Origin of the sequence: Mixta sp. (genome assembly GCF_024610815.1) — a bacterium.
Classification (GTDB): Bacteria; Pseudomonadota; Gammaproteobacteria; order Enterobacterales; family Enterobacteriaceae; genus Mixta; species Mixta calida.
Map to the genome: position 1 here is coordinate 22,451 of NZ_JANION010000047.1, position 24,209 is coordinate 46,659.

The following is a 24,209-nucleotide window of genomic DNA, read 5'->3' on the forward strand; positions in this document are numbered from 1 at the left end:
GGAGTTATACATGGGTTCCAGAATCGTAAAAGCGTCCGCGCTGTCGCTGTTAATGGTCGTTAGCCCGGCGCTGATGGCGAAAACCGTTACCGCCGTCGCCAGTTTCTCGGTGCTGGCCGATATGGTGAAGGAGGTCGGCGGCGAGCATGTGACGGTAACGTCGCTGGTGGGCCGCAACGGCGATCCGCACGCTTTTTCGCCGTCGCCGAAAGATAGCCTGGCGTTAAATAAGGCTGATGTAGTATTCGTCAGCGGGCTGGGACTGGAAGGATGGATGGATCGTCTGGTGGCGGCCTCTGGCTACAAAGGCGCAGTCATCATCGCGTCGAACGGCATTCAGACGCGCAGCATGGAAGAAGAAGGGCATAAGGTGACCGATCCGCATGCCTGGAACAGCGCGAAAAACGGCGCTGTTTACGCGCGCAATGTGATGAACGCGCTGATTGCTGCCGATCCGCAGGACAAAGACTATTTTCAGCAGCGCGGCGCCGCCTATATTCAGCGACTGGAGAAACTGGACGTCTGGGCGAAAGAGACATTTGCCGCCGTGCCGGAAAGCAAGCGTAAGGTGCTAACCAGCCATGACGCCTTCGGCTATTTCGCCGCTGAATATGGCGTCCATTTTCTCTCTCCGGTCGGCTTTTCCACCGAAGCGGAAGCGAGCGCCAGCGATGTCGGCAAGCTGATTCAGCAGATCAAACAGGAAAAGATCGCCGCTTACTTCATTGAGAACCAGACCGATCCGCGCCTGGTGAAGCAGATTGCGGCAGCCAGCGGCGCGCAGCCGGGCGGCGAACTCTACCCGGAGGCGCTGAGCGAAGAAAACGGTCCGGCGCCGAGCTACGCGGCGGCGTTTAAGCATAATGTCGAGACCATCGCCGCCAGCATGAAATAGCCTTCCTCACAGAGTATAAGGGAAGCCTGCTGGCTTCCTTTATTTTTTAGAATCCCTCTTTTTCTCGCTGCTTTCCCGGTCGCAAAAACTGCGAAGCGCGGCACAGATCTGTTTGAAACCGGTTGCAGCAGTATTGCATAATGCTAGTTTGAAACCGGTTTCAAATTTTCAGCTACCGGGACTGACCATGGGAAAAATACGAGATTATTCCAGATTAGCCGCTGATATCCTGCAGGAGACGGGCGGCGAGACCAACCTGATTAGCTTTTCCCGCTGCGCCACGCGTCTGCGCCTGGTGTTGAAAGAGACGCCGCCCGGCGCGGTAGAAAAGATCAAGGCGCTGCCGGGCGTTATCACGGTCGTGCTGAGCGGCGGGCAATTCCAGGTCGTGATCGGCACGCATGTGGCGGACGTGTATGACGCGCTGGCGGCGATAGTCGACCCTGACAAACTGCAACAGAGCAATGAGAAGAGGCGCGTTCTCGATACGGTGATCGCCACGATGTCGGCGGTGTTCGCGCCAATTATCTACGTGCTCGCCGCGGCGGGGATCCTGCAGGGCATTCTGATTACCGTTAACTATTTTCTGCCTGCCTTTCAGCAAACCGGCGCCTTCAGCGTGCTGAACTTTATCTCCTGGACGCCGTTCGCGTTTCTGCCGGTATTTATCGCCGTCACCGCGTCGAAATTCTTTAAGTGCAATATGTTTATTGCGCTGTTCTGCTGTTGCGCGCTGATTAATCCAGAGTGGGCGACGCTGGCGGCGCAGATCGCCAAAGGCGAGGCGGTAACCTTCTTCTCGTTGCCGCTGGCGCAAACGGTCTATACCTCGTCGGTGCTGCCTCCGCTGTTCCTGGTGCTGGGGCTTTCTTATCTGGAGCGGCTGGTAAATCGCGTGTTGCCGCAGGTGGTGGCGCCGCTGTTTACGCCGCTGATCTGCGCGGTGATTATGGTGCCGCTGACGCTGGTGCTGATTGGGCCGGTTACCTCCGGTCTCGCCAACGGCATCGCCATGGGCTACAACTGGCTGTTCGACACCGCGCCCGCGCTGGCGGCGGCGGTGATCGGCGGGGTCTGGCAGGTGATTGTGATCTTCGGCGTGCACTGGGGCATTACGCCGGTGGTGATGGCGAACTTCGATCTGCATGGCCGTGATTCATTTCAGGCGTTTCAAACCATGGCGGTAGTAGGGCAGATGGCGGCGGCCTTCGCCTGCGCGATAAAAGCGAAGCAGCGCGGCTTTAAAACCGTCGCCTGGTCGGCGGGGCTGACCGGCGTGTTCGGCATCACCGAACCTGCGATTTACGGCGTTACGCTGAAGCTGAAAAAGCCCTTTATCTGCGGCTGCATCGGCGGGGCGGTGGGCGCCATCGTCACCAGCCTGTTCGGCAGCTATTACTACGCCTATGCGGGTTTGCCGGGCGTGCTGACCATTGTGAACGCCATCAGCCCGGAAAACCCGATGTCTTTTATCGGCGAGTTGACCGGGGTGTTGGTGACGATGGCGGCGACCTTTATTCTGGTGTTCCTGGTTGGCTTCCGCGAGCCGGAGGCGCAAAACGAAGCGGGCGGCAAGGCTGCGGGCGCTTCCGTCGGATCGGCGCATTCAGAGGCGACCGCGTCGTCGACAGGTACCGCGCCTGCGGCGGCGGGCAAAACCTTAACCCTGATGAGTCCGGTGGCGGGCAATGCGCTGCCGTTGGCCAGCGTGAACGATGAGAGCTTCGCTGGCGGCCTGCTGGGTGACGGCATCGCCATCGTGCCGGAGGAGGATGTTATCGTCGCGCCCTGCGACGCGGAGGTCGCTTCTACCGTTGACAGCCATCACGCGGTCGGTCTGGTATGCGATAACGGCGCAGAAATTCTGATCCATGTCGGGCTGGATACGGTTAATCTCGGCGGTCAGCACTTTTCGACGCTGGTGCAGGTCGGCGATCGGGTCACGGCGGGCACGCCGCTGATTCGCTTCCAGCGCAGCGCCATCGTCGCGTCGGGCTATGACATCACGACGCCTTTTCTGGTGATGAACAGCGATGGGTATCGCATGACGAAATGTGTTAATGACGGTCCGGTCGCCTCCGGCGCGCCGGTAATGACGGTGAGCTAAATATTTCCGGCGCGGCGTAGCGGCCGTGCCGATCCCTTCTGGCGCATCATGCGCGACGGCAAAACCAATCTTGAAAAACGCGGCGCGGCGCACGGCATAACCTTGCGGCGTCCGCTTCGCTTTGCGATATAATGACGCCGTTTTAGCCGCTCCCTTTGGGAGAGTTTTTTACAAAGCTGCCGTAAAGCGAGGCTGTAATGGTGACAATGCTTGACGTGGCGCGCTGTGCCGGCGTTTCCAAATCCACGGTGTCGCGCGTGCTGAATGGAAAGGATGTCGTCAGGGAAGAGGTAAAAGCGTTGGTGTACAAAGCCATTGAGGAGACGGGCTACCGGCCTAATCTGTTGGCGCAGCAGCTGGCGACGAAAAAAAGCAGCATGATTGGCCTGGTGATGACCAATGCGGTTTATAACGGTCCCTTTTTCTCGACGCTGGTTTATAACGCGGCGAAGTTTTGCGAAGCGCACAATCATCGCCTGATTTTCGCTGACGGCAAGCAGAGCGCGGAAGAGGAGATGAACGCCATCGACTTTTTGGTACGCATGAAGTGCGCTGGCGTGATGGTTTATGCGCGGCATATCCCGGCGCCGCAGCTGGCGAAAATCATCAGCGAGAGCCCGGTGCCGATAATGGCGTTGAACCAGCGACTCTCCGCCTTGCCCGATAATGCGGTGTTTATCGATCACTATCGCGGCAGCGAAATCATGATGGATTATCTCCAGGCGCAGGGGCACCGGCGCATCGCCTATATTCGCGGCAGTATGCTGTCGCCCAGCAATACGGCGCGTCAGCAGGCGTGGCAGGATAAGTTAAACGCGCTCGGCGTTAAGGATACGGACGCGCTGCTGGCGCAGGGCGACTGGAGCATGGAGAGCGGCTATCGCGCGGCGCAGGCGCTGTTTGCTCAAGGCCGAACTTTCAGCGCGATTCTCGCTGCCAATGACGATATGGCGTTGGGCGCGATCAAGGCGCTGAAAGATCAGGGGCTGGCGGTGCCGGAAGATGTTTCGGTCGCGGGGTTTGATAATGCGAAGGTGGGGCGCTTTGTGTCGCCAGCGCTCACCACGCTTGATATCCCCATCGAGCACATGATCCAGAACGCGGTGGAAAGGATCCTGAACATCAAAAACGATCCTGCGCGCGCGGCCCTGTGCGGAACGCTGGTGGTGCGCGAGTCTGTGGGACAGCGGTGTTCATCTGAGGATTAAGGGCGATGCGGTTGAAGGGAGCGAGGCGGAAAGGTTGGCGTCCACGTGGAAGGGGCGACCAGAAGACAGGCCTTTAGCGCCCGCTTCGCTGGCAAAACGACAGCGCCTGCGTCGGACGCCCAGTCAGATCGTAAAGACGCAATCCGTCATCCCTGACAGTTCGGCCCGCATCTTCCCTGGCAGCGGGACGCTTTACTTCTCTGCCTGGCCGCCCGTCGCCTTAAGCTGGGCAGCACGGCGTTAGTGAGTAATTCAAGGGCAAAGCCAGAAGAATCGATGCGACGCTGTGCGGCATCGGTTATGCATTATCTCCTTTACAGCCAGCCTGCGCGTTTCAGTCGCCAGTAGAGCGCGGCGCAGGCGAGCAGCGTGCCGCCAATGGCCGCTGGGTAGCCGAAGGGAGAGTGGATTTCCGGCATGCTTTCAAAGTTCATGCCGTACATGCTGAAGATTACCGTCGGGATCACCAGAATCGCCCCCCAGCCCGCCAGCTTTTTCACGACTTCGTTTTGTTGCACCGTCACCAGCGCCAGGTTGACGTGCATGGCGTTAGTCAGGATTTCACGCATGTCGTCGGTATCGGTGACAACGTGGTGCGCGTGATCCTGCACGTCGCGCAAATAGGCGCGCAAAGGTTTGGGAATAATATCCTCATGCAGACGAATCAGCTGATTGCAGATCTCGTCCACCGGCATCGCGGCGTTGCGCAGCGCCAGCAGCTGACGCCGCAACGTATAGACATGCTGCACCGATTTGCGGTCAAACTCGGTGCGGAACATCGCGCGCTCCATTTCGCTGATGCGTTCGCTAAGCGAGGCGGTGATATCGCTGTAGTTATCAACGATAAAATCGAAAATGCAGTAGAGTGGGAAACCGACGCCCTTGCTCAGCATTTCAGGGCGCTCGGCGGCGCGCTGGCGCAGCGGCGCATAGCTGTCAGACGCGCCGTGGCGCACGGTAATCAGGAATTTTTGGCTGACGAAGAAGTGCGTTTCGCCAAATTCGATATGGTGTTTTTCGGTCAGGTGCGCCGTTTTCAGTACGATAAACAGCGATTCGCCATACTGCTCCAGCTTCGGACGCTGGTGGGCGGTCAATGCATCCTCGATCGCCAGTTCATGCAGGCCGAACTCCTCCTGCATTTTCTTCATAAAAGGCGGATCGGGCTGATAAAGTCCCAGCCAGACAAAAGCATCAGGCTCGTTTATCACGTCGCTGATGTTCTCCGGGTCGATAACTTCCCCACGCTCTCCGTTGCGGTAAACGATACTGTTCACAACCATAGTTCCACGGCTCCCTTATTGAATGGTTTTATCCCCGGTTAAGGGTAGTCGTTAACGCAGCGGAAAGGGAAATCCCCCCGCCGGCGCACGCCTGATTTTAACGTATCCGCCTGTAACAAAGCGGTCGGTAAAGCGAAGCGCGCCGTCAGCGAAGCTAAAGAAAATCTGGAAAAGCGTTCGCGGCGGATCGGGCGCTGTGCAGCGGCAATCGCGGTGAATTAACATAGCTGACGGCGCCACCTCCGGCGCCTGCGAACATCTTTTGTCGATCTATGAGGTTGTTTATGGCTGTGGGAACAGAGAACGCGTCGTCAGCGGTTTTTTCATCAGAAGAGCTGGTGCGTATCGGTCAGTGGTCAACGCTGTTGCGCGAGCTGCTGAAGGGAAAAGGGGAGTTGTGGAGCGCGGCGGACGAGGCGCTGTTTAACCGTTTGCACAGCGAGCTGCCCCAGACTCACGACGCCGGCTGACCGCCGAGGCCGGGCGATTGACATGCCGCCCTGTTGAACGGCAAAACCGTCGCGTCAGTGATTCAGCGCCAGTATCGCCTCAATCTCAATAGAGAGATCGGGCGAGAAAAGCTGGCTGACCTGTACCAGCGAACTGGCGGGCAGATGATCGCCGAAGTGACGATAAAGTACGGCGCGCAACGCGTCGATCTCACGCAGCGAGGTGACGAAGATAGTCACCTTCAGCAACGCGTGCAGCGAGGTTCCTTCGGCGCTGGCGATAACATTCAGCTGGTGAAAAATCGCCTTGGCCTGTGCGGCGATGCCTTCCTTCTGTGCGTCGCTGCCGAACGCCGTCAGCCCGGAAATATAGAGCGTCTCCCCGTGACGGACAGCATGTACGTAAGGGCCTTTCACTTCGCCCAGCTGCGGATAGTTCTTTCGTTCAGCAATGCCCATGTGGTTTCCTTATTGATGACTAAAATGTCATAGCGCTTAACAGCATAGACCGACTTACCAGGCAGGAAAACCAGCCAGACAGGAAAGTGAGATGATCGGCAAAGAGAACGCGGAACATTATCAGTGGGGCGAGCAGTGCGACGGCTGGTATCTGGTGAAACGCCAGGATATGAGCGTCATTCATGAACGCATGCCGCCGGACCGACGCGAGGCGCGTCATTTTCACAGCCGTTCGCGGCAGTTCTTTTTTGTGCTGAGCGGCGAGCTGACGATGGAGCTGGAAGGCGAGCAGCACCGGCTGACGGCGCAGCAGGGGCTGGAGATCCCGCCGGGCGAGGCGCATCAGGCGCAAAACCTCTCTGCGGAACCGGTGGAGTTTTTGGTGATTTCACACCCTACCACGCGCGGCGACCGCACCGAACTGGCATAAAAAAGCCGCGCCCTCCGGCTGACGAAGGGCGCGGCGAGATACGGCAGATTATTTCAGCAGAATCGCGCGGCAGCTTTTGCCTTTGATTTTACCCTGCTTCAGCTTGATCAGCGCTTCTTTCGCCTGCGCGGCGGCAATGGCGACGTAGGCATGAGTCGGTGTCAGATCGATTTTGCCGATGCGGTCGGCGCTGAAGCCCGCTTCGCCGGTCAGCGCGCCGAGAATGTCGCCCGGACGGATCTTCGCCTTACGGCCGCCGTCGATGCAGAGCGTCATCATCGCCGCAGGCAGCGGCTGCGACGGCTGGTTTTTCAGGACGGCGGCAGAGGACCAGGCCAGCGGCTGCTGCAAATAATCTTCCAGCGCATGGGCGCGCACCATCTCATCCGGTGCGACGAAACTGACCGCCGTACCCTGTTCGCCGGCGCGCGCGGTGCGGCCGATACGGTGAACATGCACTTCCGGGTCGAACGAGAGCTGATAGTTCACCACCATCTCCAGCGCTTTGATATCGAGACCGCGCGCGGCGACGTCGGTGGCCACCAGCACGCGGCAGCTGCCGTTGGCAAAGCGGATCAGCACCCGGTCACGGTCGCGCTGTTCCAGATCGCCATGCAGCGCCAGTGCGCTGATGCCGCTGTTTTCCAGCGCGTCGGCGATGTCGTCGCACTCGCGTTTGGTATTGCAGAACACCACACAGGAAGCGGGTTGACGCTGGCTTAACAGCCCGATCAGCAGGCTCAGCTTTTCACGGCTGTTCGCCTCGTAGAAATGCTGTTCGATCGCCGGCAGTTCGGTGACGTCTTCGGTGGTGACGGTAAGCGCGTCGCGCTGGAAACGATCGCCGATGGCGATAATGCCCTGTGGCCAGGTGGCGGAGAACAGCAGCGTCTGGCGCTGCGTCGGCGTATGGCTGACGATCGCTTCCATATCTTCACGAAAGCCCATCTCCAGCATACGGTCCGCCTCATCCAACACCAGCGAGCGCAGCTGAGTGAGATCCAGCGTTTCGCGCTTCAGGTGATCGAGAATACGCCCCGGCGTGCCGACCACAATATGCGGCGCATGCACCAGCGAATCGCGCTGAGCGGCGATTGGCTGGCCGCCGCATAGCGTCAGAATTTTAATATTGCGCGTAAAGCGCGCCAGGCGACGCAGTTCATTGCCGACCTGTTCGGCCAGTTCGCGCGTCGGGCAGAGCACCAGCGACTGCGTTTGATACTGCGCGGTATCGATATGTTGCAGGATGCCTAATCCAAACGCTGCGGTTTTACCGCTGCCGGTTTTCGCTTGGGCGCGCACGTCGCGGCCGTCAAGAATGGCGGGCAGGGAAGCGGCCTGGATAGGCGTCATAGCGTCGAAGCCCATTTCGCGCAGGTTATCGAGCTGGCTGGCGGGCAGTTGCGTCAGGGTGGAAAAAGCAGTCACGGGAAAATCTCTAATCAGGCGGGTTTGCGACGTGCAGTTTATCAGAAGATAAGGCGTTGGACAGTAAAAGGCGCAAAGGGGCATCGTCGAGCGCCTACGCTTTATCACAGCACAAAGGCGTGTCAGCACGACAAGGGTATGTCAAAAAGACAACATATATCGCAGTCATTTTAACAAAAAAGCGCAGGGCGACTTTGATTATGTTATTGATAAATAAGGCAGCTAACAGCCTGGCATGGAGATTGCAAATTACAGATTAATCAAAACATAAGAGGTAATCATCATGGCTCATCGCATCCCTAAACATTTCGTTCATACCCGTTCCACGCCGTTCTGGGACAAAGAGAGCGTGCCGCGCGCGCTGCTGACCCATCATAACACCAAAAAAGGGGTTTATGGCCGCCTGTCGGTGATGCAGGGCGCGGTGAAATATTACGGTTTCGCCAACGAACATGACACGACGCCGGAAGTGGAGGTGGTGATTGAAGCGGGTCATTTCGGCATCAGCCCGCCGGAATACTGGCACCATGTGGAAGTGTTGACAGACGACACGTACTTCAATATTGATTTCTTCGCCGATCCGCAGGAAGAGTTGCAGGGCAAAGGCATCGGCCAGGTGGTAAACACCCATAAAGGCGAATAACCGCCGGTAAGATCGCGTCGGCAGGCGCGCCCGCGCGACGCGCCTGCTGTTATTCACTGAAAAGTCTTTCTGCCGCGTCTCCGCTAAAGAAAAAAACTCGCCTCAATTAGCGATAGTAGATGGCGATATGCTGGCCGTGCAGCCTTTCAATATGCACCTGAGTATCGAAAATCGCTTCAATCACTTCAGAGCGCATAATCTCCTGCGGCGCGCCGCGCCAGAGCACCTCGCCCTGCTTCATGGCGATAATATGATCCGACCAGGCCGAGGCGAAGTTGATGTCATGAATGACCAGAATAATGGTTTTATGCAGCTCGTCCGCGGCGCGGCGCAGCTGTTTCATCATCGCCACGCTGTGCTTCATATCCAGATTGTTCAGCGGCTCGTCCAGCAGCACATAGTCGGTATTCTGACACAGCACCATCGCCACGCAGGCGCGCTGGCGCTGACCGCCGGAGAGCTGATCGAGGTAGCGCGCCCGCAGCGGCAGCAGGTCGAGAAAATCCATTGCGGTTTCAATGTGCTGGCGATCCTCCTGCGTCAGCCGCCCTTTGGACCAGGGATAGCGGCCAAAGCCGACCAGATCTTCCACCGTCAGGCGGCTGGTGAAGTGGTTCTCCTGCCGTAGCACCGACAGCACCTTCGCCATCTGCTCGTCGGGCGTTTTCGCTACCTCCAGCCCGTTGACCCAGACGCTGCCGCTGTCCGCCGTCAGCAGGCGGCTGATCACTGACAGCAGCGTCGATTTCCCCGCGCCGTTGGCGCCGATAATCGAGGTGATGCCGCCCATCGGGATCGACTCGGTAATACGGTTCAGCACCGTCGTGTTCTGATAGCTTTTACAAATCTCTTTTACTTCAATCACACCGCCGCCTTTTTAATCAAAAACCAGAGGAACAGCGCGCCGCCGACAAATTCGATCACCACCGACAGCGATCCCGCCATATGCAGCAGCCGCTCCAGAATCACCTGCCCGCCTACCAGTGTGATAATGCCGACCAGCACCACGCCGGGCAGCAGATAGTGATGGCGATGAGAGCCGATCAGCTGATAAGTCAGGTTCGCCACCAGCAGGCCGAAGAAGGTCAGCGGCCCCACCAGCGCGGTGGAAAGCGCCACCAGCAGTGAAATCAGCAGCAAAATCAGCGTGACGCGCCGCCGCCAGGGGACGCCCAGCCCCACCGATATATCGCGTCCAAGCGCGATCACGTCCAGACTGTAGCGCATACGCCAGATAATCAGCGCCGTCGCCAGCGTCGCCAGCGCTGCCAGCACGATAATCTCCGGCGCCGCGCGGGTGAAGGTGGCGAAAATGCGGCTCTGTAAAATGGCGAACTCGCCCGGCTCCAGCAGGCGCTGCAACAGACCGGAAAGGCTACGGAACAGGGTGCCGCACACCAGCCCCACCAGCAGCACGCTGTGCAGGTTGATGCCGACGCGCCCCAGCAGCCAGCGGTAAAGAAAGGTGGAGAACAGCACCAGCAGCAGCGCTTCGCAAATAAACTGGCCGCTGACGCCGAGACGGCGCAGGCCGTTGGCGTCGATAAAGAAAATCAGCAGCGTCTGCAACAGGATAAACAGCGCCTCCAGCCCCATCACCGACGGCGTCAAAATGCGGTTGTTGGTCACCGTCTGAAACAGCAAGGTGGCGACGCCGGAAGCGAAGGCGACCAGCAGCATGGTGGCGAGGATCATGCCGCGATGCGCCAGAATATAGCCGATATTGCCGCTGAGGTTGATGGTCATAAACAGCGTGACGCACGCCAGCGCCAGAACGCTCAACCCCGCCAGCCGCTTCGCAGGCGTATCGAAACGCAGGCGCAGCGCGCGCCGCGCCGAATGAGGAACGGAGGTGTCAGCCTGCATGGCGTTGGCTCCTTATAATCAACAGCAGAAAAACCGCTGCGCCCAGGCAGCCAAGAATCACGCTGACCGGGATCTCCCATGGAAAGCTGATCAGGCGGCCGATAATATCGCACAGCACCACCAGCCCGCCGCCGAACAACGCCACCCAGGGAATGGTGCGGCGCAGGTTATCGCCCATCGCCATACTCACCAGATTGGGCACGATCAGGCCGAGAAAGGGCAGCACGCCGACCACCACAATCACCACGCCGCTGATCAGCGCGATAATCGCCATGCCGATAAACACCACGCGACGATAGTTCAGTCCGACGTTGACGGCGAATTCCCGTCCCATTCCAGCGACGGTAAAGCGGTCGGCGATAACACAGGCCAGCAGGGTCAGCAGGCCGGTGAGCCACAGCAGCTCGTAGCGGCCTTGCAACACGCCGGAAAAGTCACCCGATTCCCAGCTGCCCAGCGACTGCAACAGATCAAACTCCATCGCCAGAAAGGTGGTTACCGCGCTAAAAATAGCGCCGAGCATAATGCCGGTCAGCGGCACCATCAGCGGCGTTTTGATACGCATACGTTGCAGCATCAGCAGAAACAGGCCGGTACCGAGCAGCGCGAACAGCGTGGCGACAACCATCTTCACCATCACCGGCGCGGCGGGGTTGACGATCATTACCAGCAGCAGGCCGAGGCTGGCCGACTGCGTGGTGCCGGCAATTGAGGGTTCCACGAAGCGGTTTTGCGTCAGCATCTGCATAATCAGCCCAGCGACGCTGACCGCGCTGCCCGCCAGCAGCAGGGCGAGAGTGCGCGGTACGCGGCTGATAAAGAAGACGTCGCGCATTTCCGCGTCGCTCCACAACCGCGTCATTGTCAGCGGGCTGACGCCAACGAACAGGCTCCAGAACATCAGGCCCAGCACGACAGCCAGGCCTGCTGCAAAACTGAATCGCGTCATGATTCGGTTACTGCGCCGCTTTGTCATTGAGCGCGGCGCTGACGCTGTCCATCAGGCGGCTGTAGCTCTGAATGCCGCCAGCGATGTAAAGCGAAGCGGAGTCGAGGTAGATGATATGTTTGTTCTGCCAGGCTTTGGTCTTATGGATCAGCGCGTTATCCAGTACCTGCTGCGCAGACTGCCCTTCGGCGCGGCCAATGGCGCTGTCGCGGTCCAGCACAAACAGCCAGTCCGGGTCGACATTCATAATAAATTCAGAGGTCACGACGTTGCCGTGCTTGCCCTGCTGACCGAAGGTAGCGGCAGGCTGAAAGCCCAGCGTATCGAAGATAAAGCCGAAGCGCGAACCGGGCGCATAAGCGGACATCTTGCCGCCGCTGACCATGACCACCATCGCCTTGCCTGCGTGCTGGCTGCGCTCGCGCAGCGCGGCGATTTTCGCGTCGAACGCGTCGGTCAGCGCTTTCGCCTCCGCCTGCTTACCGAAGATCTCGCCCAACTGCTGCACGCGCTGGATCAGGCTGGGGGTGAACTGCTTCGGATCGACGTCCAGCGCGATGGTCGGCGCGATGGTGCTGAGCTTGTCGTAGGCGTCATGCGCGCGGCCGCCAGCGATAATCAGATCCGGTTTCGCGTTGCTGATCGCCTCATAGTCAGGCTCAAACAGCGTGCCGGCGTTCATGTATTCCTCGCCCTGATATTTCGCCAGAAAAGCGGGCAGGTGGGCGCTGTTTTTCGGCACGCCAGCGACCGGAATATGCAACGCATCGACGTTGTCCAGCGTGGCGGGATTCAGAACGATCACTTTCTGCGGCGATGACGGAACGGCGGTGGTTCCCTGCGCGTGTTCAACGTTAAGCGTAGAGGCGGAAGCGGTCTGGGCGCGGGAATCATCACATCCGGTCAGCGCGAGAGCAGCGGCGAGCAGCGAGGCGGTAAAAACGGCAGTTAGGCGCATTTTCTCTCCTGAAAATGTTAACAGACATACGGTAATCGTGAATGCATATGATTCGTATTCTTGATGCGGCGCGCAAATCATACCCTTACAACGACGGCTTGAACAGCACCCTGTTGGGGACTTTTACCCGATGAAATCGGCAGGATTGGGCAAGACAGTGAACGCCGTCAATGAAAAAATTATTAATAGATGATTGTTTTAGAATGATTTTATTTTTATATGTTCAAAATTCATCCTTTAAGGCTGGATGAAATATGGAGATTTTATGGAGATTGCGCCCTATCAGGTGTAATGGAAATAATAATCGTTATCATATCGCTTTGACATATCCGTACACACTTCTCAGGGATTAGTAGCATGATTCATACAAAGTCTTTCAGGATGCGTCCTTGCGCGCTGCTGCTGTTACTCAGCGTTCACGGCGTCGCGCTGGCGGCCGATGCGATAGCGTCAGAAGAGGGCGTAATGACGGTGCGGGCGACGGCAGAAGAAGAACTTAAACAGCAGCCTGGCGTCTCGATTATCACCGCTAAAGACATTGAAAAAAGCCCGCCCGTTAACGATCTCTCCGACATCATTCGTAAAATGCCCGGCGTCAATCTCACCGGCAACAGCGCCTCCGGCAGTCGCGGCAACAATCGTCAGATCGATATTCGCGGTATGGGGCCGGAAAATACCCTGATCCTGATTGACGGCGTGCCGACCACCTCACGCAACGCGGTGCGCTACAGCTGGCGCGGCGAACGTGATACGCGCGGCGACAGCAACTGGGTGCCGCCAGAAATGGTCGAGCGCATCGAGGTACTGCGCGGCCCGGCTGCGGCACGTTACGGCTCCGGCGCGGCGGGCGGAGTGATTAACATCATCACCAAAAGGCCAACCAACGACTGGCACGGCAGCCTGTCGTTGTTTACCAACCAGCCGGAAGATAACAAAGAAGGGGCGACCAAACGCGCCAACTTCAGTCTCAGCGGCCCGCTGGCGGGCGATGCGCTCACCATGCGCCTGTACGGCAATATCAATAAAACCGACGCTGACGCCTGGGATATTAACAACGCGCAAAACGGCTCTTACGCCGCCGGGCGCGAAGGGGTGCGCAATAAAGATATCAACAGCGTGGTCTCCTGGAAGCTGTCGCCGACGCAGATTCTGGATTTCAGCTACGGCTACAGCCGGCAGGGCAATATCTACGCGGGCGATACCCAGTACAGCAACAGCAACGTCAGCCCAGGCGACCGCATCGCCGGTCTCTATGGCCACGAAACCAACCGCATGTACCGCCAGTCTTACGGCGTGACGCATAACGGCATCTGGGATTGGGGCCAGTCGAAGCTGGGCTTCTGGTATGAGAAAACCAACAACACCCGGCTGGGCGAAGGGGCGGGCGGTAAAGTCGAAGGGATGATCAACAGCGACAAATATATTACCAGCCGCCTGAAAAATTACCGCGCTACCGGCGAAATCGTTATGCCGCTGGATCTGCTGGTGGAGCAGAACGTCACGCTCGGCGCGGAGTGGAACCGCGAGGAACTTAACGATCCCGCCTCGATGTCGATGGTGAACGCCGGTGATATTGACGTCGGCGGCGTCTCAGGCGATCCTGCCCGACGCAGCAGCAAAAACAGCGCCGATTTAAGCGCCGTCTATTTCGAGGATAATATCGAGCCGCTGCCCGGCACCGCCCTGATCCCCGGCCTGCGTCTGGATCACCACAGCAAGTTCGGCAATAACTGGAGCCCAAGCCTGAACCTCTCTCAGGAGCTGAGCGACAACGTTAAACTGAAGGCAGGCATCGCGCGCGTGTTTAAAGCGCCGAACCTCTATCAGTCCAGCGAAGGCTATCTGCTCTCCACCAAAGGCAACGGCTGCCCGTTAGGCATTTCTGAAAAATGTTATCTGATGGGCAGCGATCATCTCGACCCGGAAGTCAGCGTCAACAAAGAGATCGGCCTTGAATTTACCGATCAGGGCTACGACGCCGGCATCACCTGGTTCCGCAACGATTACAAAAACAAAATCGTCTCCGGCACCGATCTGGTGGGCGAAACCGCTGACGGTTATCACGTGCTGCGTTGGGAAAACGGCGGCAAGGCGGTGGTGGAAGGGCTGGAAGGAAACCTGCTGATCCCGCTGGTGAAAGATACGCTCACCTGGCGCACCAACGTGACGTATATGATTACCTCGGAAGATAAGGAAACCGGTAATCCGCTGTCGATTATCCCGAAATACACCATTAACAACATGCTGGACTATCAGGTGACCGATAAGCTTTCCGCTAACGTCAACTGGACGCTCTATGGCCGCCAGAAGCCGCGTCACTATGCGGAAATCAACAAAGAAAACAAAGAAGGCATGTCGGACAGAGAGGTCGGCGCCTACTCGGTTGTCGGGCTGAACGTCAACTACGACCTGATGAAAGACTTGCGCCTGAACGCTGGCGTCAGCAACCTGCTCGATAAGCGCGTCTACCGTGAAAACGACGGCGCCTCAACCTACAACGAGCCGGGTCGCGCTTATTACGCGGGCGTCACGATGTCGTTCTGATAACCGCGAAATAAAAAAGGGCCTGCGCAATGCGGGCCTTTTTATTGAATGCGCCGGTGAAATATATCTGATCTTTCGAAAGCGCTGATAAGATCCGGGCGCCTAAAGATTCAATACAATACGACGATAAACCTCTTTATCAGGTTATTCATTCAAGGCTCTGCGCCGCGCGGCCAGCTGAACCCGGTCGGGACGGGCAGGATGCCTCCACAGGGAGAACGTATGTCAGCCAGGCAGGTAATCGGCATCGATCTGGGCACCACCAACAGCGCGGTCGCGATATGGCGTGATAGCCGGTCGCAGCTGATCGCCAACAAATTCGGCAGTATGTTAACCCCGTCGGTTGTCGGGCTGGATGACGAGGGCAATCTGCTGACCGGCCAGCCGGCGCTCGACCGTCTCAGCACCCATCCTCATCTGACGCAGGCCAGCTTCAAACGCTATATGGGCACCGAAGCGACGCTGACGCTGGGTAATCAAACCTTCCGCGCCGAAGAACTCTCCGCCATTTTATTGCGTCAGCTGAAAGAAGATGCGCAAAGCTGGCTCGGCCAGCGTATCGAAGACGCGGTGATTACCGTCCCCGCCTACTTTAATGACGTACAGCGACGTGCGGTGAAAACCGCCGGCGAACTGGCGGGCCTTAACGTGCTGCGTCTGTTAAATGAGCCGACGGCGGCCTCGCTGGCGTTCGGGCTGCTGGAAAACCGCGAGCAAAAATATCTGACCTTCGATTTAGGCGGCGGCACTTTTGACGTCTCGGTTATCGATATGTTTGAAGGCGTGGTTGAAGTACGCGCCAGCAGCGGCGATGTGCAGCTGGGCGGCGATGATTTTAACGAGGCGATCTGCCAGTGGATGCTTGATCAGCAGCCGGCGTTAAAAGCGGCGCTGCCGGCGGTGAAGCCCGCGTTGCTGGAGCAGGCCGCTCGGCTGAAGCTCGCCCTGAGCCACGCGCCGGAAGCCAGCGTCGAGCTGTCATGGCAGGCGCAAACCTGGCGCTGGACGCTGGATGAAGCGCAGCTTGGCCGCTGCTGCCAGCCGCTGATCGCCCGCCTGCAGCAGCCGGTTATGCAGGCGCTGCATGATGCGCGCTTCTCGCTGCAGGATCTTGACCATGTCCTGCTGGTCGGCGGCGCGACGCGCATGCCGCTGGTGCGCCAGGCGGTGGCGCGCCTGTTTGGCCGCTTCCCCCGTCACGACCTTCACCCCGATGAGGCGGTCGCGCTGGGGGCCGGGGTACAGGCGGGCATGGTGATGAAAGATGCGGCGATCGAAGATGTCATTCTCACCGATGTGATGCCGTTTTCGCTTGGCGTGGAAACGGCAAAAGAGAGTCCTGGCGGGCTGGAGAGCGGCTTTTTTCTGCCGCTGATTGAGCGTAACACCTGGCTGCCGGTGAGCAAAAGCAAAACGGTGACCACCGTTGCCGACAACCAAACCAGCGTCCTGCTAAAAATTTATCAGGGCGAAGGGCGGCGGGTAAAAGATAACGTTTACCTCGGCGAAATGAATATTGAAGTGCCGCCGCGCGGGGCGGGTGAGGTGGCGCTGGATATCCGCTTTACCTATACGCTGGATGGCCTGCTGGAAGTGCAGTGCCAGCAGATCGACGGCCCGAACAGCGCCCGGCTGGTAATAGAGAAGGTGCCGGGACAGATGACGGCAGAGCAAATCGAGCAGAGCCTGCAAAAGCTGAGCGACCTCAAGCGTCACCCGCGCGACCGCCAGGAGAACCGCGATCTGCTGCTGCGCGGCTCGCGTCTGTTTGAGCGGCTGCTGGGGGAAGAGCGCGCCTGGATCGATAACGTCATGAGCGTCTTCGAACAGGCGCTCGACAGCCAGGATGAACGACGTATCGCGGACGTACGCCAGAAGGTCTGCGAGGCGCTGGATACGGTTGAAGGGACATTATTGTGATGAACAGCTGGCAAATTTTGGGCATTGAGCCCACCGGCGATGAAGCGCTGATTCGTCGCGCCTATGCGCGCCAGCTGAAAACCTGCCGCCCGGACAGCGATCCGGATGGATATCAGCGGCTGCGCGAGGCGTTCGAGTGGGCGAAAAGCAGCGCCAGCGCGCTTCAGCCGGACGAAACTGACGACGCTCCTGAGCGCGCCCTGGCCGTTGAGAAGGACGCCGTACATCGCCCGGAGGACATCGCCGCCGCTGAGCCGGACGCGGAGGCCTCCATTTTTCCGGGATATGTCGCTGAACCCGGCCTTGAAGCCGTCGCGGCTTTTCCGCCTTCGCTCGCGCCAATCTATACCCCGGAAGAGATGCAGGCGCTGGCCGCTGAGCTGGTGAACGAAGGTAACGGTAAACTTACGGCGCTGGACGCGCTGTTTCAGCGGGTGAGCCATGAAGGCAACCTGATGCAGCAGCAGCAGTTTCATCAGGATCTGGCTGCCGCGCTGGCGGAGCAGCCAGGGCTGTCAGAGTGGCTGGTAGAGAAAATCAGCGATGCGCTGCAGTGGGAGCTGGACCAATACAGCAGCGGCTATCTGGTGCCGGAAGCGTTGCAGGAGGCGCTTAATGCGCAAATTCACGCGACCGGGCGCGAGCGTGCCTGGCATGAGATGAAAAATGAATCGCAGCACGGCGATCTCTCCACGCGCCTGGCGCTGGGGCTGCTGTGCGGCGATCGCGCCGCCGCGCCGTTATGGGCGCGTCTGGTGCCGGGGCTGATCGCGAAAATGGCGCAGCAGGTCAATACGCTTTACGTCACCTTTCCTGAGCTGGTCCAGCGGCTTAATCCCGCGATGCTCGAATTCATCAGTGCGCGCCGCTGTGCGTTAAGCTGGCAGGGCCTGTTTCTGCTGGCGTTCTGGGGCGCGATTTTTCCTCTGGCGCTTTCCGGCTCGCCGCCTGGCTTGCCGACCGGGCCGATCGCGTTCGCCCTTGTCGTCTATTTCCTCTATCTCAGCGATGCGATCCTGATGGGTCTACGGCGCAGACCGTGGCTGATGGGGATATTTATCCTGCTGGATTGCCTGGTTTCGGTGGCGTTGTTAGCGGCTTTGTTGGTCGGGGTGCTGGTGCTGACCATTAGCCACAGCGCCGCGAAAGGAGAAGGCTTTTCCGGCATGACCCCACTGTTTATCGTGCTGATTGAATGGCTTATTCTCTGGTCGGTCTGGTCGAAACAGGCGCCCGGCCTCCGCCGTCCGGGCATTGCCGTCGCGCGGCTGCTCAGCAGCCCCTGGCGCCTGCTGGCAACGCTGGAGTTTAGCGTGGTGAGCTATCCGCTTATCGCCGTCTATGCCATCTTCTGCTGCCTGTTGCTGGATGCGCTGCTGAATCTCGCTGCCGGCTTGTATGGCTAGCAGAACGGCGCGCTTATCCCGCTTGCATTGCTGTTACATAAAAAAGCCCGGCTTGACGCCGGGCTTTTGCTTTTTACTCACATTGCTTCACGTTTAAGCCGGTTTGCGTGCCAGCAGGGTGGCGAAGCGCAGCTTAATGCGGTTTCCCTGGGCGTCGGTTTTATGCAGCGCGCCGGGGTTCTCGTTGTACTTCAGAATATCCCAGCCGTCGTAATAGCCGAGCAGTTCGCTGCGGCTAAAGGTGAACGGGAACGGCATCGGGCAGGGATAGTCTGGCGTGCTCATCGCCGCGACGATCAGATTATGGCCGCCCGGCGCGGTCGCCTGCTGCATCTGATCAATCAGCTCCGGAATGGTCTCCGGCTGCAAAAACATCATCACCACGGTCGAGAGAATAAAATCGTACTGCTGTTCAATGGTGACCTGATTGAGATCGCACTGCCGCAGACGGATATGCGCCAGCTCTTCGGCGTTGATGATCTGTTGCAGGCTGCTTAGGCTGTCGCTGTTTTTATCCCAGCCCTCCACATCGAAGCCGCGCTGCTGCAAGTAAAGCACGTTACGGCCGTTGCCGCAGCCGAGATCCAGCGCCCGGCCCGGCGCGATGCGGCCCGCCGCTTCCAGCACTTCCGAGTGGGTCGGAGTCAGCTGATAGCGCTTATGGTAGTAATCCTCCGGCTTGCAGTAGAACGCCAGTTGGCACTCCACGTCCGGGCTGACGGCGGTAACGCGGTGCCACTGCTGCGGCGCCAGGCGCGGCACCTGCGAGGCGGCGTTCAGGCTCAGCGTCTCGACCGTCTCGCCGCGCTCGGTGAGCAGGGCGATATCCAGCGTGCCTTTATACACTTTCAGCTGCGCCCAGCAGCCCGGCTCGGTGCGGTAAGGTTCGCGCCATACCGGCGGCAGCGTGGCGCTGTTCCACAACGGCAGCGTTTGATAACACATCAGGTCAGTCATATTTTACTCCGTGATTAACGGGTGAGCTGTTTCAGCAAGGGAAGCGCCTGCTTCATATGATCTTCACTGACCACGAACGCTTTCAGCTGTCCGGCGGCGTCCAGCCCTTTCGCCACGATGCCCGCTTTGCTGAACTGCATTTCCCAGTTCAGCTCCGCATCCCCGGCGTTGCCGGCCAGGTGCAGCGGCAGGTCAGGCGTTTTGATCCTGACCAGCATCGCCGGCAGGCTCAGGCTGGCGCTGTTGCCAGTGAGGTTTTTCGCCAGCGTCATCGCCGCCAGCTGCGCCGGCTGCAGGTAAGGCATCAGCTTGCCCTGAATCTCGGCGCAGTCGCCGAGGGCGAAAATATCGGGGCGCGAGGTAGTCAGGCGATCGTCCACCACGATGCCGCGCCGCGTCTCCAGCCCCGCCTGCTGCGCCAGCGCGATATTCGGGCGCAGGCCGATGGCGCAGACCGCTGCGTCGCAGGCGATCTGCTGACCGTTATTCAGCGTGGCGATCAGCGTGTCGTGATGGCGCGCCAGCGAGGAGAGCTCGCAGTTAAAGCGCATCTCCACGCCCGCCAGCGTCAGACGATGCTGTAAGCGCCCGCTAATCTCCGGCGGCATCAGCGCCGAGAGCAGGCTGCCGCTGTGATCCACCAGCGTTACCTGTTTGCCGGCGCGGTTGAGATCCATCGCCAGCTCGGTGCCGATCAGCCCGCCGCCGATCAGCAGCACGCGTTTCGCGCCCCGCAGATTCTCCTCGCAGCGGCGATACTCCTGCTGGCTGTTAAGGGTGTACATCAGCTCGCTGCCGCTGACCGGCGGCACCAGCGCTTCCGCGCCGGTGGCCAGCACCAGTTTGCCGAAGGTAAAGTCGCCCGCCGTGGTCTCAATACGGTGCGCGGCGGCGTCGATGCGCGAGACCCGCGTATGCGGATGCAGCGTCACGTTGTTTTTCTCTGCGTACTCGGCGGCGGTCATGCGGGTCAAATCATCGGCCCGCTGGCCCAGAGAGAAGACGTGGCTCAGCTCCGGCTTGTGGTACTCATCGCAGCTGTCGGCGGCGATCAGCCGGATGGGCGCCTCTTTATTCTGCTGACGCAGATTCTTAATCAGCTGTCGGGCGGCGAAGCCGGAGCCGATAATGACGATATCGGATGACATAGCATTAGCCCTCATACGGGTCGAAAACGTCTTTGCCCATGCCGCATTCGGGGCAGAGAAAATCTTCCGGCACGTCTGCCCAGGCGGTGCCCGGCGCGACATCCTGAGAATCTTCGCCCGTGACCGGGTCATAGACCCACAGGCAGACGCTGCAGATCATCTTCTGATCGGCGTCGCCCGTCGCGGCGCTGGCGCAGCTTTTCGGCGCGGCGTTAACCGGCACATCGAGCGCGGCGGCAGGCGCGGCGACCGGTTCCGGCTGCGCGGCTTTCGCCGGCAGCGGCGACAGCGCCCACTGGCGGGCGATGCTGCGGCCATGCTCGCGGCACGCTGCCAGCGCGTTGCCGTCCGGGCGCCATTTCGCTTTCAGGCTCAGGGACATCTCAAAGCCCGCATCCTGCAAACGGGTAGAAAGACGATCCACCGCGCCGCCGCTCCAGCCGTGTGAGCCGAAGGCGCTGGCGCGTTTGTTGCGGAAGCGCAGACCGGTCATCTCTTCTACCAGACCGGCGATTTTCGGCATCATCACGTTGTTCATCGTGGAGGTGCCCACCAGCACGCCTTTAGAGCGGAAAATGTTAGTCAGAACTTCGTTTTTGTCGCTGCGCGCCACGTTGTAGATTTTCACCGCCACGCGCGGGTCGACTTCGTTAATGCCCTGCGCGATGGCGTCGGCCATCATGCGGGTGTTGTTGGACATGGTGTCGTACAGAATGGTGATGCGATCTTCCTGATAGTCCGCCGCCCATTTCAGGTACAGCTCGACGATCTGCGTCGGGTTGTCGCGCCATACCACGCCGTGCGACGTCGCGATCATGCTGACCGGCAGGTTGAAGCCGAGGATTTCATTGATTTTCGGCGTCACCAGACGGCTGAACGGCGTCAGGATATTGGCGTAGTAGCGCTGGCACTGTTCAAACAGCTCGGTCTGATCCACTTCGTCATTAAACAGATGTTCGTCGCAGTAGTGCTGGCCGAAGGCGTCGTTGCTGAACAGCACCGCATCTTCGGTCATATAGGTCATCATGCTGTCCGGCCAGTGCAGCATCGGCGTTTCCACGAAGATCAGTTTTTTGCCGTTGCCGATATCGAGCGTGTCGCCGGTTTTCACCACGTTAAAGTTCCACTCCGGGTGGTGGTGGTGACCGTTAATCGAATCGATAGCATTTTCGGTGCAGTAGATCGGCGTATGGGGAATGCGCGACATCAGCTCGGTCAGCGCGCCGGCATGGTCCTCTTCCGCATGGTTAATGATGATGTAATCGATCTTGTCGAGATCGATCTCCTGCATCAGGTTCGTTACAAAATCACGGCTGAATTTATGGTCAACGGTATCGATCAGGACGTTCTTCTCTTCACGGATCAGATAGCTGTTGTAGCTGCTGCCTTTTAACGTTTTATATTCGGTACCATGAAAATCACGTACTTCCCAGTCGCGTTGGCCTACCCAGGTAATATTGTTCTTAACGTGAATGCTCATCTTGGTTCCTCAACAGGTTCATAAAGTTATCCTGTTATTGCATTCGGCGTGCCAACTTTTATTTTATTGTTTTATAAGCCTTTTATTTTCATGGGTTGTTAAAATGACATTCCAAGTCTATTGTTATTTTGACAATGTATTGTGGAAACGACAGCATGACGATATCCGTAGAGAAGCTGGCCGCGCTGGCAGTTGAGATTCAGAACGGCCTTTCACGTCCCGATCGCTTTAACCGGATGATCGGCAGCATTCATCATCTGTTGCAGTGCGACGCCACTGCGCTGCTGCGCTATGAGGCGCAGCATTTTCGTCCGCTGGCGACGGCGGGGCTGGCGCCGGATGTCATGGGACGCCGTTTTAAAATCGAGGCGCATCCGCGGCTGGAGGCGATTGCGCGCGCCGGTGACGTGGTGCGCTTTCCCGCCGACAGCAGCCTGCCCGACCCTTACGACGGGCTGATCCCCGACCAGCAGGAGCTGCACGTTCACGCCTGCGTTGGACTGCCGCTGTTTTCCGGGCAGAATCTGATCGGCGCGCTGACGCTTGACGGCATGAACGCCAGCCAGTTCGACGCCTACAGCGATGAGGAACTGCGCGTGGTGGCGACGCTGGTCGGCAGCGCGCTGAACAACGCGCTGCTGCTGGAGCAGCTGGAGCAGCCGGGCAACGCCCTGACGCTGGGCGGCCCGCGCCGCAGCGAAACGGAAGAGAGCGAAATGATCGGCGATTCCGCGCCGATGCAGCAGCTGAAGAAAGAGATCGCGGTGGTGGCGCCGACCGATCTTAATGTGCTGATCACCGGTGAAACCGGCGTGGGCAAAGAGCTGGTGGCGCAGGCGCTGCATCGCCAGTCGGCGCGCGCCGCCAGCCCGCTGATTTACCTCAACTGCGCGGCGCTGCCGGAGACGGTGGCGGAGAGCGAGCTGTTCGGCCACGTAAAAGGGGCCTTTACCGGCGCGGTGCACGATCGCACAGGCAAATTCGAAATGGCCGATAACGGCACGCTGTTTCTCGACGAAATCGGCGAGCTGCCGCTGACGCTACAGGCGAAGCTGCTGCGCGTATTGCAGTATGGCGACCTGCAACGGGTAGGGGAGGATCGGCATCTGAAAGTGGACGTGCGTATCCTGGCGGCCACCAACCGCGATCTGCGTCAGGCGGTGGCGGACGGCAGCTTTCGCGCCGATCTCTACCATCGCCTCAGCGTTTTTCCGCTACAGGTGCCGGCGCTGCGCGAACGCGGCGAGGATATTATTCTGCTGGCGGGCTATTTCTGCGAAAAATGCCGGGTGAAGTTTGGTTTGCAGCATATCGCGCTGAGCGCGGCGGCGCGCGCCATGCTCAGCGGCTACGGCTGGCCGGGGAATATCCGCGAGCTGGAGCATGCGATTTACCGAGCCACCATCGTGGCGCAGGCGGATGCGCGCAACGGCGATATTCTGCTGATGCCGCATCACTTTTCACTGGATAACGGCACGGAGGTCGCGGAGGCACCGTCGTTCGCCGAGGCGCTGCCGCAGCAAAATTTGCAGGACGCCACGCGCGACTTTCAGCGCCAGTATATTTTGCGCGCTCTGCAGGCCAGCAACAATAACTGGGCTGCCTGCGCGCGCCGTCTGGAGATGGATGCGGGCAACCTGCATCGCCTGGCGCGTCGGCTGGAGTTGAAATAGAGAGTTAAGACGGCGTCGGCGCGCCTGTGCGGCTGCATGGAAAGTTTGTTATCAACGATGCGGATTACTCTCCCTTGACGATTTATAGCGTCGACGTGTTTATGGCCTGGCCGGGAGATCAACACTGCCGCCATAAAACGGATGCTTTGATGCTCCTGATAAAGATCCGCTGCCGCCGGGCAAATACTGCATTGTGAACTGTGCATCTGGCGGCTCTGGCGCACAAGAAAAGCCAGAAAGTGTTAAAAATGAACCAGGAACGCTATTTATTTCACGCGCTAGCTGCAATCGACAACCAGCCTGTTACCCGTATCACATAAAGTAAAAAACATAAGGGTTTAATCAGATCCCGTAATTGTTGCCGCCCGCCTGGCTTCCTATAACTGCTCTTCAGGCCACGGAAGGT

20 protein-coding genes are annotated in these 24,209 nt (G+C 59.0%); 10 read left to right on the plus strand and 10 right to left on the minus strand.

All coding sequences use genetic code 11. The features are described from left to right. Positions 1 to 10 precede the first annotated feature (10 nt). The 3 genes from MYY08_RS02630 (at position 11) to MYY08_RS02640 (ending at position 4,210) form a co-directional block, all read left to right on the plus strand. A complete protein-coding gene (locus MYY08_RS02630; protein WP_038627770.1) occupies positions 11 to 895 on the plus strand; it encodes a metal ABC transporter substrate-binding protein in 885 nt (294 codons plus the stop codon). 187 nt (positions 896 to 1,082) lie between these two features. Next, positions 1,083 to 3,002 (plus strand): glucose PTS transporter subunit IIA, encoded by a 1,920-nt coding sequence (locus MYY08_RS02635; RefSeq protein ID WP_288012964.1) that lies wholly within the window; start codon positions 1,083 to 1,085, stop codon positions 3,000 to 3,002. Between the two features lie 197 nt (positions 3,003 to 3,199). Continuing rightward, the gene (locus tag MYY08_RS02640; protein ID WP_288012967.1) at positions 3,200 to 4,210 is read left to right on the plus strand and encodes a LacI family DNA-binding transcriptional regulator; all 1,011 of its coding nucleotides are present in this window, start codon (positions 3,200 to 3,202) and stop codon (positions 4,208 to 4,210) included. Between the two features lie 314 nt (positions 4,211 to 4,524). Here the strand turns inward: MYY08_RS02640 and corA are convergent, their stop codons facing one another. Next, complete coding sequence (gene corA, locus MYY08_RS02645) at positions 4,525 to 5,493, minus strand: magnesium/cobalt transporter CorA (protein ID WP_190296615.1); 969 nt, start codon at positions 5,491 to 5,493, stop codon at positions 4,525 to 4,527. Between the two features lie 284 nt (positions 5,494 to 5,777). Here corA and MYY08_RS02650 point away from each other — a divergent pair, with 284 nt between their 5' ends. Continuing rightward, positions 5,778 to 5,963 (plus strand): hypothetical protein, encoded by a 186-nt coding sequence (locus MYY08_RS02650; RefSeq protein ID WP_038627761.1) that lies wholly within the window; start codon positions 5,778 to 5,780, stop codon positions 5,961 to 5,963. 54 nt (positions 5,964 to 6,017) lie between these two features. On the opposite strand, the gene MYY08_RS02655 is transcribed toward MYY08_RS02650, so the two are convergent. Further along, positions 6,018 to 6,401, minus strand: coding sequence for a RidA family protein (locus MYY08_RS02655; protein WP_288012971.1), 384 nt, complete (start codon positions 6,399 to 6,401; stop codon positions 6,018 to 6,020). A gap of 91 nt (positions 6,402 to 6,492) precedes the next feature. On the opposite strand from MYY08_RS02655, the gene MYY08_RS02660 reads away from it, so the two are divergent. After that, a complete protein-coding gene (locus MYY08_RS02660; RefSeq protein WP_038627757.1) occupies positions 6,493 to 6,831 on the plus strand; it encodes a cupin domain-containing protein in 339 nt (112 codons plus the stop codon). A 48-nt stretch (positions 6,832 to 6,879) separates the two neighbouring features. On the opposite strand, the gene dbpA is transcribed toward MYY08_RS02660, so the two are convergent. After that, entirely contained in the window at positions 6,880 to 8,259 is a 1,380-nt protein-coding gene (dbpA, locus tag MYY08_RS02665; protein ID WP_038627754.1) for an ATP-dependent RNA helicase DbpA, read from the minus strand. 283 nt (positions 8,260 to 8,542) lie between these two features. Between dbpA and MYY08_RS02670 the strand changes: the two genes are divergently transcribed. Continuing rightward, entirely contained in the window at positions 8,543 to 8,902 is a 360-nt protein-coding gene (locus MYY08_RS02670) for a TehB family protein (protein WP_084970318.1), read from the plus strand. A gap of 106 nt (positions 8,903 to 9,008) precedes the next feature. On the opposite strand, the gene MYY08_RS02675 is transcribed toward MYY08_RS02670, so the two are convergent. The 4 genes from MYY08_RS02675 to MYY08_RS02690 form a co-directional block, all read right to left on the minus strand. Beyond that, positions 9,009 to 9,767: an iron ABC transporter ATP-binding protein gene (locus MYY08_RS02675; protein ID WP_084970319.1), complete on the minus strand. Its 759-nt coding sequence runs from the start codon at positions 9,765 to 9,767 to the stop codon at positions 9,009 to 9,011. Next, positions 9,764 to 10,648: an iron chelate uptake ABC transporter family permease subunit gene (locus MYY08_RS02680; protein WP_244555286.1), complete on the minus strand. Its 885-nt coding sequence runs from the start codon at positions 10,646 to 10,648 to the stop codon at positions 9,764 to 9,766. The genes MYY08_RS02675 and MYY08_RS02680 overlap by 4 nt, the downstream gene beginning before the upstream one ends. A gap of 109 nt (positions 10,649 to 10,757) precedes the next feature. After that, positions 10,758 to 11,717 (minus strand): ABC transporter permease, encoded by a 960-nt coding sequence (locus MYY08_RS02685; protein WP_038627746.1) that lies wholly within the window; start codon positions 11,715 to 11,717, stop codon positions 10,758 to 10,760. A gap of 7 nt (positions 11,718 to 11,724) precedes the next feature. Next, positions 11,725 to 12,675, minus strand: a complete 951-nt coding sequence (locus tag MYY08_RS02690) for a siderophore ABC transporter substrate-binding protein (RefSeq protein ID WP_190296616.1) — start codon at positions 12,673 to 12,675, stop codon at positions 11,725 to 11,727. A gap of 357 nt (positions 12,676 to 13,032) precedes the next feature. Here MYY08_RS02690 and MYY08_RS02695 point away from each other — a divergent pair, with 357 nt between their 5' ends. From MYY08_RS02695 to MYY08_RS02705, 3 genes are all read left to right on the plus strand, one after another. Continuing rightward, positions 13,033 to 15,219: a TonB-dependent siderophore receptor gene (locus MYY08_RS02695; RefSeq protein ID WP_376749034.1), complete on the plus strand. Its 2,187-nt coding sequence runs from the start codon at positions 13,033 to 13,035 to the stop codon at positions 15,217 to 15,219. Positions 15,220 to 15,441: 222 nt separating this feature from the next. Next, on the plus strand, positions 15,442 to 17,139 hold the full coding sequence (locus MYY08_RS02700; RefSeq protein WP_288012979.1) for an Hsp70 family protein: 1,698 nt from the start codon (positions 15,442 to 15,444) through the stop codon (positions 17,137 to 17,139). Beyond that, positions 17,139 to 18,545: a J domain-containing protein gene (locus MYY08_RS02705; protein ID WP_288012982.1), complete on the plus strand. Its 1,407-nt coding sequence runs from the start codon at positions 17,139 to 17,141 to the stop codon at positions 18,543 to 18,545. Before MYY08_RS02700 ends, MYY08_RS02705 begins: the two co-directional genes overlap by 1 nt. Before the next feature lie 93 nt (positions 18,546 to 18,638). On the opposite strand, the gene tehB is transcribed toward MYY08_RS02705, so the two are convergent. Genes tehB through norV form a run of 3 tightly spaced genes read right to left on the minus strand, consistent with a single transcriptional unit; the run spans position 18,639 to position 22,130 of the window. Continuing rightward, the gene (tehB, locus tag MYY08_RS02710; protein ID WP_288012985.1) at positions 18,639 to 19,502 is read right to left on the minus strand and encodes an SAM-dependent methyltransferase TehB; all 864 of its coding nucleotides are present in this window, start codon (positions 19,500 to 19,502) and stop codon (positions 18,639 to 18,641) included. A 14-nt stretch (positions 19,503 to 19,516) separates the two neighbouring features. Continuing rightward, the gene (gene norW / locus MYY08_RS02715; protein WP_190296618.1) at positions 19,517 to 20,650 is read right to left on the minus strand and encodes an NADH:flavorubredoxin reductase NorW; all 1,134 of its coding nucleotides are present in this window, start codon (positions 20,648 to 20,650) and stop codon (positions 19,517 to 19,519) included. Positions 20,651 to 20,654: 4 nt separating this feature from the next. Next, positions 20,655 to 22,130 (minus strand): anaerobic nitric oxide reductase flavorubredoxin, encoded by a 1,476-nt coding sequence (gene norV / locus MYY08_RS02720; protein WP_038627732.1) that lies wholly within the window; start codon positions 22,128 to 22,130, stop codon positions 20,655 to 20,657. Positions 22,131 to 22,285: 155 nt separating this feature from the next. Between norV and norR the strand changes: the two genes are divergently transcribed. After that, positions 22,286 to 23,803 (plus strand): nitric oxide reductase transcriptional regulator NorR, encoded by a 1,518-nt coding sequence (gene norR / locus MYY08_RS02725; protein WP_288012989.1) that lies wholly within the window; start codon positions 22,286 to 22,288, stop codon positions 23,801 to 23,803. Positions 23,804 to 24,209: the final 406 nt, after the last annotated feature.

Bases quoted from the DNA above. Each gene is read 5' to 3' on its own strand.
- MYY08_RS02630 (WP_038627770.1), top strand. From the start codon at position 11: ATGGGTTCCAGAATCGTAAAAGCGTCCGCGCTGTCGCTGTTAATGGTC.
- MYY08_RS02635 (WP_288012964.1), top strand. From the start codon at position 1,083: ATGGGAAAAATACGAGATTATTCCAGATTAGCCGCTGATATCCTGCAG.
- MYY08_RS02640 (WP_288012967.1), top strand. From the start codon at position 3,200: ATGGTGACAATGCTTGACGTGGCGCGCTGTGCCGGCGTTTCCAAATCC.
- corA (WP_190296615.1), bottom strand. From the start codon at position 5,493: ATGGTTGTGAACAGTATCGTTTACCGCAACGGAGAGCGTGGGGAAGTT.
- MYY08_RS02650 (WP_038627761.1), top strand. From the start codon at position 5,778: ATGGCTGTGGGAACAGAGAACGCGTCGTCAGCGGTTTTTTCATCAGAA.
- MYY08_RS02655 (WP_288012971.1), bottom strand. From the start codon at position 6,401: ATGGGCATTGCTGAACGAAAGAACTATCCGCAGCTGGGCGAAGTGAAA.
- MYY08_RS02660 (WP_038627757.1), top strand. From the start codon at position 6,493: ATGATCGGCAAAGAGAACGCGGAACATTATCAGTGGGGCGAGCAGTGC.
- MYY08_RS02670 (WP_084970318.1), top strand. From the start codon at position 8,543: ATGGCTCATCGCATCCCTAAACATTTCGTTCATACCCGTTCCACGCCG.
- MYY08_RS02680 (WP_244555286.1), bottom strand. From the start codon at position 10,648: ATGACCATCAACCTCAGCGGCAATATCGGCTATATTCTGGCGCATCGC.
- MYY08_RS02685 (WP_038627746.1), bottom strand. From the start codon at position 11,717: ATGACGCGATTCAGTTTTGCAGCAGGCCTGGCTGTCGTGCTGGGCCTG.
- MYY08_RS02690 (WP_190296616.1), bottom strand. From the start codon at position 12,675: ATGCGCCTAACTGCCGTTTTTACCGCCTCGCTGCTCGCCGCTGCTCTC.
- MYY08_RS02695 (WP_376749034.1), top strand. From the start codon at position 13,033: ATGATTCATACAAAGTCTTTCAGGATGCGTCCTTGCGCGCTGCTGCTG.
- MYY08_RS02700 (WP_288012979.1), top strand. From the start codon at position 15,442: ATGTCAGCCAGGCAGGTAATCGGCATCGATCTGGGCACCACCAACAGC.
- MYY08_RS02705 (WP_288012982.1), top strand. From the start codon at position 17,139: ATGAACAGCTGGCAAATTTTGGGCATTGAGCCCACCGGCGATGAAGCG.
- tehB (WP_288012985.1), bottom strand. From the start codon at position 19,502: ATGACTGACCTGATGTGTTATCAAACGCTGCCGTTGTGGAACAGCGCC.
- norW (WP_190296618.1), bottom strand. From the start codon at position 20,650: ATGTCATCCGATATCGTCATTATCGGCTCCGGCTTCGCCGCCCGACAG.
- norV (WP_038627732.1), bottom strand. From the start codon at position 22,130: ATGAGCATTCACGTTAAGAACAATATTACCTGGGTAGGCCAACGCGAC.
- norR (WP_288012989.1), top strand. From the start codon at position 22,286: ATGACGATATCCGTAGAGAAGCTGGCCGCGCTGGCAGTTGAGATTCAG.